The following is an 11,850-nucleotide window of genomic DNA, read 5'->3' on the forward strand; positions in this document are numbered from 1 at the left end:
GCGCCCCCTTTAAGGTCTTCTCATGCGCGTTGATCTGCTCAGCCGGGAGTACCCGCCCGAGGTGTACGGCGGGGCCGGGGTGCACATGGAGTATCTGGCCAGGGAGCTGCGGAAGCTGGCCGACGTACACGTGCGCTGCTTCGGGGCCGCGCGCGCCGAGGCGGGCGTATCGGCCTACCGGGTGCCGGCCGGGCTGGAGGGCGCCAACGCCGCGCTCCAGGTGCTCGGCGTGGACCTGGAGATGGCCGCCGCCTGCGTCGGCGCCGACGTCGTCCACTCCCACACGTGGTACGCCAACTTCGCCGGGCATGTCGCGAAGATGCTCCACGGCGTACCCCATGTGATCACCACGCACAGTCTCGAACCGCTGCGGCCGTGGAAGGCCGAGCAACTCGGCGGCGGCTACACGATCTCGTCATGGGCCGAGCGCACCGCCCTGGCCGCCGCCGACGCGGTGATCGCGGTGTCGGAGGGCATGCGGCGCGACGTGCTCGGCGCCTACCCGGAGATCCCGCCCGAACGGGTCAGCGTGATCCACAACGGCATCGACACGGCCCAGTACGCCCCCGACCGCGCCACCGACGTCCTGGCCAAGCATGGGGTCGATCCCGCGAGGCCCTATGTCGTCTTCGTCGGCCGGATCACCCGCCAGAAGGGCCTGGTCCACCTCCTGCACGCGGCGCGCTCCTTCGACCCGGACGCGCAGCTCGTGCTCTGCGCGGGCGCGCCCGACACCCCGGAGATCGCCGCCGAGGTGACCGAGCTGGTGCGCGGCCTCGACCGTGACGGTGTGCTCTGGATCCAGGAGATGCTGCCCAAGCCCGAGGTGATCCAGCTGCTGACGCACGCCACCGTGTTCGTGTGCCCGTCGGTCTACGAGCCGATGGGCATCGTCAACCTGGAGGCGATGGCCTGCGAGACGGCGGTGGTGGCCACGGCGACCGGCGGCATCCCCGAGGTGGTGGCCGACGGGGAGACCGGGCTGCTGGTGCCGATCTCCCAGGCCGCCGACGGCACCCCGCACGACCCCGAGCGCTTCGCCGCCGACCTGGCCGAGCGGGTCAACGCCCTGCTGCGCGATCCGGCGCGGGCGCGCGCCCTGGGGGTGGCGGGCCGTGAGCGCGCCATCGAACACTTCTCGTGGGAGCGCATCGCCCACCGTACGTTGAAGCTCTACACGTCCCTGACGGGCTGAGCCCAGGCCACGAACACAAGCCCGCCCCGCCGGCACGGGCCGGCGGGGCGGATGGCCGATGACGGTGGTGGTCAGCGGACGCGTTCGAGGACCACGATCGGGATCTCCCGGTCGGTCTTCTTCTGGTACTCGTCGTAGTCGGGCCAGGTGGCGGCCATGACCCGCCACATCTCCGGCCTCTCCTCCGGGGTGGCGGTGCGGGCGCGGGCCCTGAACTTGTCGCCCTTCACCTGGACCTCGACCTCCGGCTCCGCTTGCAGGTTCTTGAACCACTGCGGATGGTCGGGATCGCCGCCCTTGGACGCCACGACCACGTGGTCGTCGCCGTACTTCTGGTAGATGAGCGGCGTCGTGTAAGGCCGGCCCGACTTCCGTCCCTTGGTGGTCAGGAGCAGCACGGTGGTGTTGTTCCAGTCGTGGCCCTCGGCGCCGTCGGTTTCCTGGTAGCGCCGGACGTGTTCCTTGCCGTAGAGCATGATCCCCCTCTACCCCAGGGCGGCGTGACCTCACCGTTACGCGCCGGGGTCTGTACGGGAAGTTAACGCGGCTGGCACACTGCATTTGTGTAAGCGCTTACAGCCGCGATCATGAAAGCGCTTACATGAAAGGAAAAGCCGCATGGACGTGACCATCTACGAAGTCGCCAAGCGGGCGGGCGTGTCGATCGCGACCGTGTCCAGGACACTGCGCGGCACCGGCCCGGTGGCCGCGAAGACGCGGGAGAAGGTGCTCAAGGCCGTCGAGGAGCTGAACTACACGCCCAGCCGCCTGGGCGTCAGCCTCGCCGAGGGCCGCCACGCCGCCAACGGCATCGTCTTCCCCGACCTGGCCGGCCCGTACTACACGGAGGTCCTGCTCGGCTACGAGGAGGTCGCCTCCGAGCTGGGGCGCTCGGTGGTCATCCTGTCCACCAAGGGCCGCTCGAACGTCGGCGAGCTGGTCAAGGACCTCGCGGGGCGGGTCGACGGCATGCTGATCTTCGGCCACGCCGTGCCGGAGCCGCTGGTCGCCGAGCTGGTCCGGCTGGGCGTGCGGCTCGTGTTCATCTCGCGCGACCCGCTCACCGGCGCCGACACGCTGCGCAGCGAGAACATCGCCTCCGCGCGGGCGCTGGCGGCCCATCTGACGGGCCACGGCTACGAGCGCTTCGCCTTTCTTGGCGCCCCGCTGACCAGCAGGGACGACGTGGACGAGCGCTGGCAGGGGGTCAGGCACACGCTCGGCGGCGCGATCGAGGCCGTGGACACCGGCCAGTACACCGTGGACCGCGGCTTCGAGGCCGCAAGGACCCTGCTCAAGGGCAGGAACCGGCCGCGGGCCATCATCTGCTCCGACGACGAGGTGGCGCTGGGGGCGCTGCTCGCCGCCGAGGAGCTCGGCCTGGAGGTGCCCGGCGACGTGGCCGTCACCGGCTGGGACGACATCATGGCCGCCCGGCACGCGCGCCCGGCGCTGACCACCGTACGACAGCCGATGCGCGAGCTCGGCGCCCGCGCCGCCCGCGCCCTCGACGAACTGATCACCGGGACCCGCGACGTCCCGAAGCACCTCATCCTGACCACCGAGCTGGTCATCCGCTCCAGCTGCGGTCACCACCCCCAGGAGGTACGAACGTGAACACCACCACCCGGCGCGCCGCCGTGGGCGCGCTGGCTCTCGCGCTCGTGGCGGCCGGCTGCGGCCGCAGTCAGCAGCAGGCGCCCGAGCAGGCGCAGGACGTCACGACCGGCAAGGTCTCCGGGGAGGTCACCGTCTGGGCGATGGGCGAGGAGGGCAAGGCGCTCGGCGCCTTCGTCAAGGACTTCGAGAGCGCCAACCCCGGCGTGAAGGTCAACGTGACGGCCATCGGCTGGGACGTGGCGCACGACAAGATCACCGCGGCCATCGCCGGCGGCGCCACCCCGGACGTGAGCATGATCGGATCGACCTGGTCGGGCGAGCTGGCCAAGACCGGCGCGCTCGAACCCACCCCCGCCAACCTGGTCGACAAGGCCGCCTTCTTCCCGGGCGCCTGGCAGACCGTGGACGTCAACGGCACCGCGTACGGCGTGCCCTGGTACGTCGAGACCCGCGTCCTGTACTACCGCACCGACCAGGCCGAGAAGGCGGGCGTGAAGCCGCCGGCGACGTGGGAGGAGTTCACCGCGTTCGCCAGGGCGCTCAAGGAGAAGGGCGGCGCGAAGGACGGCTTCCAGCAGAGCTACACCCAGGGCGCCGCCTGGCAGGAGGTGCTGCCGCTGATCTGGCAGGCCGGCGGCGAGATCGTCAAGGACGGCGCCTACACCTTCGACACGCCCGAGACCGTGACCGCGCTCAAGCAGTACGCCTCGATGTTCGAGCAGAAGCTGGCCCCGAACAACACGGCCGAGGGCGCCTTCCCGCAGAGCTTCATCAAGGGCGAGATCGGCGGCTTCTTCTCCGGCCCGTGGATGATCGGCGTGCTGAACAACGATGGCGGCGCCGGGTTCGACGGCAAGTTCGACGTCGCCCCCTACCCCAAGGGCCCGGTGTCGGCGACGAGCTTCGTCGGCGGCTCCGACATGGCGGTGTTCAAGAAGGCGAAGAACCGCGACGCGGCCTGGACGTTCATCAAGTGGCTGAGCGAGCCGCAGGTGCAGGCGAAGTGGTACACGACGGTCAAGGCGCTGCCCGCCGTCCAGGCCGCCTGGCAGGAGCCCGCGCTCAAGACCGACAGGCAGCTCGCGGTCTTCGGCGAGCAGCTCAAGGACGCCAGGACGCCGCCGCCGTTCCCGACCTGGGAGCAGGTGGCCAGGGTGCTGGAGAGCGAGCTGGAGAAGCTGGCCCGCGGCACCCAGACGCCCGAGCAGACGGCCAAGTCGATCCAGTCCCAGGCCGCCACCATCGGCACCGGCCTCTGAGCCCGTGACCGTCCGCACGAAGCCGGCGCCGGTGGCCCCGCCGCCGATCCGGATCAGGGGCGCGTTACGCCAGTCGGGCATCGGCTGGCTCTTCATCACGCCGTTCGTGGTCCTCTTCGCGGTCTTCTACCTCGGGCCGCTGCTGGTCGGCATCGGCATGAGCTTCACCGACATGCGCAGCACCGACGTGAGCGACCCGCTGGCCGTCGACCCCGTCGGCGTCGAGAACTACCTGCGGCTCATGAACGACGGCGCCATGCGCAGGGCGGCCCTCAACACCGTCGTCTTCGTGCTCACCACGCTGCCGCTCGCCGTCGGCCTCGGGCTGGCCGCGGCGGTGCTGCTCAACTCCGGCATCGCCCGCCTTCCCGCCGCGTTCTTCCGCCTCGGCTACTACCTGCCCAACATCACCAGCATCATCGGCATCGCGGTGGCCTGGAAGTTCCTGCTGGAGCCCGAGGCGGGGCTGGTCAACCGGCTGCTGGAGCTGGTGGGCGTCCAGGGCCCCAACTGGCTGCAGAACGAGAGCACCGCGCTGCCCTCGATCATCGTGATGACGGCCTGGCGCAGCTTCGGCTTCAACATGATCGTGCTGCTGGCCGCGCTGCAGAGCATCCCCAGAGAGCTGTACGAGGCAGCAGAGGTCGACGGCGCGGGCCGCTGGGCCCGCTTCCGCTCGGTCACCGTGCCCTCGCTCCGCCCCGTGCTGCTGTTCTGCACCGTGTACAGCTCGGTCGGCTTCATGCAGTTCATGGAGGAGCCCCTGGTCATGACCAGGGGCGGGCCGCTCAACTCCACCCTGTCGGCCTCACTGGTGATCTTCAACCAGTTCGGGGTGGGCAACTACGGCTACGCGGGCGCCGCCTCGACGGTGCTGTTCACCGTGATCGTGGCGCTGGCCGTGCTGCAACTGAGGCTCGGGAGGCGCCGATGAGGCACGGAAGCACCCGCCGCCAGCGGGCGGTCGTCTACCTGGGACTCGGCGTCGGCCTGGCCCTGGTCGCCGGCCCCTTCCTGTGGACGGCGCTCAGCTCGGTCAAACCGGAACAGGAGATCAGGCGCGACCCGCCGACGTTCTGGCCGCAGACGTGGACGCTGGACAACTTCGCCGAGCTGTTCGACCGGGTCGACATCGGCACCGCGTTCGTCAACAGCACGTTCATCGCGCTCGTGCTGGTCGCCACCAACCTGCTGTTCTGCTCCATGGTCGGCTACGCCTTCGCCAAGCTCCGCTTCCGGGGCAGGAACGTGGCCTTCGCGCTGGTGCTGGTGCAGCTCGCGATCCCGGCGATCGTGCTGATGGTGCCGCAGTTCGTGCTGATCGCGAAGCTGGGCCTGGTCAACACGTTCGTCGGGATCATCCTGCCCACCGTGGTGACCCCGCTCGGCGTGTTCATGATGCGGCAGTTCATCTCCGACCTGCCCGACGAGCTGATCGACGCGGCCCGGGTCGACGGCGCCAGGGAGTTCCGCATCTTCTTCCGGATCATCCTGCCGCTGTGCGGGCCGCCGCTGGCCACGCTCGGCCTGATCACGTTCCTCGGCGCGTGGAACAACTTCCTGTGGCCGGCCGTCGTCGCGCAGAGCGAGGACATGTACACCCTGCCGGTCGCGCTCAACATCCTCAACGGCCACGAGGGCACCCACTACAACCTCCTGGTCGCCGGATCGGTCGTGGTGATCGCGCCGATCCTGTTCCTGTTCGTCTTCCTGCAGCGCTTCTTCATCCAGGGCATCGCCACCACCGGCCTCAAGTAGAGGAGCACCACATGCGTAAGACGGTCATGTCCGCTCTGCTCGTGCTGTCCTTATCCGTGCTGTCATCCGGGCCGGCCGGGGCCGCGCATGCTATAAGCACCCCACCCGTCCACGGCGGTACCGACGCGGTCCTTCTCCGCTACGCGAAGGACACCTGGCGGTCGATGGACGCCATGGTGGTGCCGGCCACCGGCCTGCCCGCCGACAAGGTGACCGGCGACCTCAGGACCCGCGCCAAGGTCACCTCGCCGACCAACATCGGCACGTACCTGTGGAGCACGCTCACCGCCCGCGACCTGCGCCTGATCAGCGGCGCCGACGCCACCACGAGAGTGGGCCGGGTGCTCACCGCGCTGGAGCGGATGGAGCGCAACACCCCCACCGGCCAGTACTACAACTGGTACGACCCGGCCACCCTCGCCGTCATCACCACCTGGCCCGACTCCGGCGACGTCGTGCGCCCCTTCGCCTCCAGCGTCGACAACGGCTGGCTGGCCGGCGCGCTCATGATGGTCCGCACCGCCGTCCCCCGGCACGCCGCCCGCGCCGACCGGCTGGTCAACTCCATGAACTTCCGCGCCTACTACGACCCGGCCGCCCGCCCCGACGCCGGCACAGGACTGCTGCGCGGCGGCTTCTGGCCCGACCCGCCGATCGAGTGCAACGTGGAGAGCGACTACGCCGGCACCGGCACGACCGTCTACTCCACCTGCCACCACTACGGGGCCCCCGCCGAGACCCGGATCGGCCAGTACGTGGGCATCGCGCTCGGCCAGCTGCCCCGCGAGAGCTACTTCGGCCCGTACCGCACCTTCCCCGACAACGGCTGCGACTTCGGCTGGCAGGAGCAGAAGCCGGCCGGGTCGTGGAAGACGTACCTCGGCGTGAACGTCTGGGAGGGCACGTACGGCTACCGCGGCATGCGGTTCGTCCCGAACTGGGGCGGTTCGATGTTCGAGGCGCTCATGCCCGACCTGGTCGTCCCCGAGGCCAAGTGGGCGCCGAAGAGCTGGGGCCGCAACCACCCGGTCTTCGTCCGCGCCCAGATCGAGCACGGTCTGCAGGAGGCCCGCTACGGCTACTGGGGCTTCTCGCCGTCCAACGACCCCCACGGCACCTACCGCATCTACGGCGTCGACCCGCTCGGCATGGACGAGCCCGGCTACACCTCCGACGAGGAGGAGACCCGCGTCGACTACGGCTACGAGGGCTGCCGCCCCGCCCAGCCGGAGCCGGCGAGCTACGGCAACGGCGTGGTGACGCCGCACGCCAGCTTCCTGGCCCTCCCGTACGCCAGGAACGCCGCCCTGGCCAACCTGGCCAAGCTGCGAGCCGGCTTCGACGCCTACGGCCCCGGCGGCTTCTACGACGCGATCGCGGTCCGCTCAGGGGCCGTGTCCAAGTGGTATCTGGCACTCGACCAGGGCATGGTCATGGGCGCCCTGGGCAACGTGCTCGCGAACGGCAACCTGCACCGCTACTTCGCGGGCTCCGGCGTGGAGCACCGGCTCCGGCCGGTCATGGCGATCGAGGAATGGGACGTCCGATGAATCGAGGCACATGCCGATGAGTACGGCCGCGCACCGCGACTGGCAGGAACGCGCCGGACAGCCGTCCGGCGAGACGACCGTCCCCGTGCCCGCGCTGGAGGCCCCGACCGGCCTGCGCGCGGTCCCGGGGGCCGGGCACGTGACGCTCACCTGGGATCCCGTGCCCGAAGCGATCGGCTACCTGGTGCACAGGGACGGCGTGCCCGCCGTGCCGCCCGAGGTGGACGTGCCCGCGGTGCCGTCCTGCCGGTTCGTGGACACCGGCCACGGGGCGGCCGCCTACACGGTGGCCGCCGTCATCGGCGCGGACGCGACCGGGCCGTTCTGCCCGCCCGTCGAGGTCGCCCCGCTGCCCGTGTCCGATGCCGCCGTCTCCGTGCGGGTGGACACGCGGCGGGTGACGCGCGAGCTGCCCCGGCCGTGGGCGTACATGGTGGGATCTGAGCATCTGTCCCACCTGCTCAGCACCGACGAGAGCGGTGGCCGCCCCATCGGCGAGGAACTGGCGGCGGCGCTGCGCCTCGTCCACGAGCGGATCGGCGTGCGCACGGTCAGGGCGCACGCCATCCTCGGCGACGATCTCGGCGTCTACAAGGAGGGTGAGCCGTACGACTTCTCCGGGGTGGACGCCGTCTACGACAAGGTCGTCTCGCTCGGCCTGCGGCCGATCGTGGAGCTCGGCTACATGCCCCGCGACCTGGCCGCCGACCCGTCGAAGACGGTCTTCGACTACGCGGCCGTCATCTCGCCCCCCAAGGACTTCGAGGCGTGGGGCGACCTGGTCAGGGCCCTCGTCGAGCACCTCGCGGACCGCTACGGCATCCGCGAGCTGATCGACCACTGGGCCTTCGAGGTCTGGAACGAGCCGAACCTGGCCGTCTTCTGGTCCGGCACCCCCGAGGAGTACTTCCTGCTCTACGACGTCACCGCCGCCGCGGTGAAGAACGTGCACCCGGACCTGCGCGTCGGCGGCCCCTCCTCGGCCGCCAATGGCTGGGTCGAGGAACTGCTCGTCCACATCGCGGAGTCGGGCGCGCCGCTCGACTTCGTCTCCACGCACACGTACGGCAACGCGCCGCTCGACTGGCGGCCCACGCTGGCCAGGCACGGCCACGACGTACCCATCTGGTGGACCGAGTGGGGGCCCACGCCGACCCACTTCCAGGGGATCGGGGACGGCGCGTTCGGGGCGGCGTTCGTCCTGCACGGCATGAAGTCGGCGGCCGGCCGCATCGACGCCCTGTCGCACTGGGTGGCCTCCGACCACTTCGAGGAGGTGGGCCGGCCGCCCAGGCTCTTCCACGGCGGCTTCGGCCTGCTCACCGTCGGCAACCTGCGCAAGCCCCGCTTCCACGCCCTGGCCCTGGCCGAACGGCTCGGCGGCCTCGAACTGGCGGCCGAGGCCGAGGGCGACGTGGCCGGGGTCGAGGTGTGGGCGGCCCGCCACGACGACGGCCGGGTGGGCGTGCTCGTCTGGAACGGCACCCTCAACAACACCCAGGCGTCCGGCGCCCCCGAGCTGGACCGTACGATCACGCTCACCGTGGAGGGGCTGCGGGGCTCGTACACGCTCACCCACCACCGCATCGACGGCGAGCACACGAACGTGGAGGCGGCCTGGCAGGCGATGGGCGGGGGCGACTGGCCGCAGGGGGCGCAGTGGGAGGAATTGCGCGCGTACGACGAGCTCGCCGAACTGACCCCGCCCGCCACCGTCACCGGCCCCACCCTCACGATCACCTTCGACCTGCCCATGCCGGGGGTGAGCTTCCTCGAACTGACCCCCTGACCCGGCACCCTCTGGCCGAGCGATCCTGTGCGCGGGACTCGACCGAGCGATCCTGTGCCCAGGACTCGACCGGACGGTTCTGTACGCGGGGCGCACGCCGGTGAGAGCCTGTGCTAATGACCGATCCGGCCGAGGCGCTGGCCGCCCGCATCGAGCGGTTCGAGCAGGCCGCGGATCCCGATCTCATCTGGGATCCCGCGGCGCTGGCCGAAGCCGAGCAGGCGATGCGGGCGTGCGCCGGCGACAGGACCGACGCCGCCGCCTGGCGGCTGATCGGCATGCTGCACCTGGCCCGCTACCGGCTCGACCAGCGCACCACGCAGGACGCCGCCGTGGCGGGCGCCTTCTTCGCCGCCGTGGCCGTGCTGGATCCCGGACGGCTGCCGGAGAAGCTGCGCGGCTCCCGGCCGCCAGGCGAGTCGGCCGACACGTGGGCCGGGCTGGTGGAAGAGGTGTTCCGGCACGTGGACCCGTCCGCGTACCGGCACGTGGGGCTGCTGATCCATGCCCTGGTCCGCCGGGCCATGGCCGACCCGGCGCCTGAGGTCTCCGACCGGCTCGGCCAGTTCCTGCTCCAGGAGTCCATGCGCGCCACCGACCCCGCCTGGGCGCCGGGCGCGCTCGGGCTGCTCGGAGCGGGCCTGGTGCGCCAGTACACGCGCGGCGGGGAGCGGCACGTCATCGCCGACGCGGTCCACATGCTGCTGCGGGCGGCGCTCGGCGCGCATGGCGACACCCTGTACGCGGGCGAGCTCGCCGCCGCCCTGGGCCTGGCGGCGCCCGACGACGAGGAACTGATCCGGGCGTACCTCGCGGCGGTGGAGACCCCTCCCGGCGGCCAGGACCGGTCACGGGCGCTGCTGACCCTCGTCGACCTCACCCAGGCGCGGGCCGCGGCGTCGTACGCGGACGAGGATCTGCTGGCGTTCATCAGGGTCGGGCAGTGCGCACTGGACTTCTGGCACGAGCCGTGGGCCCATCCGGGGGTGCTGGCGCCGTACGCGGCCGGGCTGATCGAGTGGTTCGTCGTGACGGGGAACGAGAGCTCGCTGGAGGCGGGCCTGGAGATGCTGGACGCCCTGCACGTGACGCCGGACGAGACGGCGCGCGGTCTCGGCACGGACCCGGTGATCCGGCTCGGCCTCCTCGGCGACCGGCGCTGGCACCGCTACGGCGTCACCGGCGACCCCGCCGACCTGGACACGGCCATCTCCGTCCTCCGCCGAGCCACCGACCTCTCCACCGCCGGCCGCGCGGGCCTGGGCCGTTCTGGGCCGGGCGGTTCCGGACCGGGTGCTTCCGGGGCGGAGGGTTCTGCATCGCGCGGTCTTGCGCCGACTGGTTCCGGGTCAGCCTGTTCCGGGTCAGCCGGTTCTGGGACGGCCGGTTCTGGGACGGCCGGTTCCGGGACGGAGGGTTCCGGGACGGAGGCTTCTGGGCCGCGCGTCTCCAGGCAGGCCGATTCTGGGCCGGGCGGTTCTGCGTCGGGCCGCTTCGAGTCGGGCGGTGCTCAGTCGAGCGGCCCTCCGAGGGACGGCTCTCGGGCGGGTGGACATCCCGACCGGCCGCGGCTGCTCATCAATCTGGCGAACGCGCTGCTCAGGCGGGCGGTCGTGACCGGCGGCGACCCCTCCGAGCCGATCGCCGCCGCCCGCGCCGCCCTGGCCGCCCACGACGAGAACGACCCGGCCAGGGCCACGGCGCTGCTGCTGCTCGCCCAGGCCCTCAGGCTCGACCTCACCATGGCCAACGCCGACGAGGCCCTCGCCGCGCTGCGCGAGGCCCTGGGGGCGGGGGAGCGGCTGGCGTTCAGGACGGAGGCGTACGGGCTGGTCTCCGAACTGCTGTGCTGGCGCGCCACGCATACGGACGGCCTCCGCCAGGCCGACGACCTGCGCGAAGCCGTGCTGGCCGCCCGCCAGGGCGTCGAGCTGGCCACCAAGGCGTCCCGCGACCAGGGACCCGCCCAGCGCAAGCTGTGCCGCGCCTTATTGGCCCGCCACTCGGCCTACGGCAACCCCCGCGACCTCACCGAAGCCCTCGCCCTGGCCGACACCGCCGACCTCACCGACCTACCCGAACTGACCCAAGCCCTCGACACCACCCTCACCCCACCCCCTGCCACCGCCACCTCCGGAACCACCACTCCTGGGACCGCCACCTCTGGGGCCGCCGGCTCTGGGCCCGTCTCTCCTGGGACTGCCACCCCTGAGACCGCAAGCTCTGGGACAGCCGCTCCGGGGGCCGCCAGCTCTGCGACTGTCGACCCTGGGACCGTTAGCCCTGGGATCGCCGGCTCTGGGACCGCCGCCCCTGGCACAGCAGCCCCTGCCGCTCCGGTCCCCGAGACTTCGGCCTCCGCACCCTCAGTCCCCGGTGCTCCGGCTCCCGGCACCGCTGAGCCGGTCACTCCCAAGCGGGTCACCCTGGAGCCCGTCCCGTCACGGCCCGTCAGACCAGCCCCCGGCACCCCGGCCCCCGGCACCCCGGCCCCCGGCACTCCGGTCTCCGAGACCCCGGCCTTCGAGACGTCAGCCCCCGAGACGTCAGCCCCCGGCACCCCGGCCCCCGGCACTCCGGTCTCCGAGACCCCGGCCTTCGAGACGTCAACCCCCGAGACGTCAGCCCCCGGCACCCCGGCCCCCGGCACTCCGGTCTCCGAGACCCCGGCCTTCGAGA

The 11,850-nt window shown here is 71.6% G+C and carries 8 protein-coding genes and 1 pseudogene; 8 read left to right on the forward strand and 1 reads right to left on the reverse strand.

Annotated features, from left to right (window positions below; translation table 11 throughout):
• The first annotated feature begins 22 nt into the window (after positions 1-22).
• Positions 23-1,195 carry a glycogen synthase gene (gene glgA, locus ABFX54_RS44490; protein ID WP_346113042.1) on the forward strand — a complete coding sequence of 391 codons (1,173 nt, stop codon included), beginning with the start codon at positions 23-25 and terminating at the stop codon, positions 1,193-1,195.
• 71 nt (positions 1,196-1,266) lie between these two features.
• Here the strand turns inward: glgA and ABFX54_RS44495 are convergent, their stop codons facing one another.
• A complete protein-coding gene (locus ABFX54_RS44495; protein ID WP_346113043.1) occupies positions 1,267-1,671 on the reverse strand; it encodes a nitroreductase family deazaflavin-dependent oxidoreductase in 405 nt (134 codons plus the stop codon).
• 142 nt (positions 1,672-1,813) lie between these two features.
• Here ABFX54_RS44495 and ABFX54_RS44500 point away from each other — a divergent pair, with 142 nt between their 5' ends.
• The 7 genes and pseudogenes from ABFX54_RS44500 to ABFX54_RS44530 form a co-directional block, all read left to right on the forward strand.
• Positions 1,814-2,812, forward strand: a complete 999-nt coding sequence (locus tag ABFX54_RS44500) for a LacI family DNA-binding transcriptional regulator (protein WP_346113044.1) — start codon at positions 1,814-1,816, stop codon at positions 2,810-2,812.
• Positions 2,809-4,074, forward strand: a complete 1,266-nt coding sequence (locus ABFX54_RS44505; RefSeq protein ID WP_346113045.1) for a sugar ABC transporter substrate-binding protein — start codon at positions 2,809-2,811, stop codon at positions 4,072-4,074. The genes ABFX54_RS44500 and ABFX54_RS44505 overlap by 4 nt, the downstream gene beginning before the upstream one ends.
• Positions 4,075-4,078: 4 nt before the next feature.
• The gene (locus tag ABFX54_RS44510; RefSeq protein ID WP_346113046.1) at positions 4,079-5,008 is read left to right on the forward strand and encodes a carbohydrate ABC transporter permease; all 930 of its coding nucleotides are present in this window, start codon (positions 4,079-4,081) and stop codon (positions 5,006-5,008) included.
• Complete coding sequence (locus ABFX54_RS44515; protein WP_346113047.1) at positions 5,005-5,832, forward strand: carbohydrate ABC transporter permease; 828 nt, start codon at positions 5,005-5,007, stop codon at positions 5,830-5,832. The genes ABFX54_RS44510 and ABFX54_RS44515 overlap by 4 nt, the downstream gene beginning before the upstream one ends.
• An 11-nt stretch (positions 5,833-5,843) precedes the next feature.
• Positions 5,844-7,382: a glucoamylase family protein gene (locus ABFX54_RS44520; RefSeq protein WP_346113048.1), complete on the forward strand. Its 1,539-nt coding sequence runs from the start codon at positions 5,844-5,846 to the stop codon at positions 7,380-7,382.
• A 10-nt stretch (positions 7,383-7,392) separates the two neighbouring features.
• Complete coding sequence (locus tag ABFX54_RS44525) at positions 7,393-9,171, forward strand: GH39 family glycosyl hydrolase (RefSeq protein ID WP_346113049.1); 1,779 nt, start codon at positions 7,393-7,395, stop codon at positions 9,169-9,171.
• Between the two features lie 116 nt (positions 9,172-9,287).
• Positions 9,288-11,850, forward strand: a pseudogene (locus tag ABFX54_RS44530) (hypothetical protein); the annotation flags it as partial.

The sequence above is a fragment of the Nonomuraea maheshkhaliensis genome (assembly GCF_039529435.1).
In the GTDB taxonomy this organism is placed as follows: domain Bacteria; phylum Actinomycetota; class Actinomycetes; order Streptosporangiales; family Streptosporangiaceae; genus Nonomuraea; species Nonomuraea maheshkhaliensis.

Coding starts and splice junctions, on each gene's coding strand:
- glgA (WP_346113042.1), top strand. CDS start 23: ATGCGCGTTGATCTGCTCAGCCGGGAGTACCCGCCCGAGGTGTACGGC.
- ABFX54_RS44500 (WP_346113044.1), top strand. CDS start 1,814: ATGGACGTGACCATCTACGAAGTCGCCAAGCGGGCGGGCGTGTCGATC.
- ABFX54_RS44520 (WP_346113048.1), top strand. CDS start 5,844: ATGCGTAAGACGGTCATGTCCGCTCTGCTCGTGCTGTCCTTATCCGTG.
- ABFX54_RS44515 (WP_346113047.1), top strand. CDS start 5,005: ATGAGGCACGGAAGCACCCGCCGCCAGCGGGCGGTCGTCTACCTGGGA.
- ABFX54_RS44525 (WP_346113049.1), top strand. CDS start 7,393: ATGCCGATGAGTACGGCCGCGCACCGCGACTGGCAGGAACGCGCCGGA.
- ABFX54_RS44495 (WP_346113043.1), bottom strand. CDS start 1,671: ATGCTCTACGGCAAGGAACACGTCCGGCGCTACCAGGAAACCGACGGC.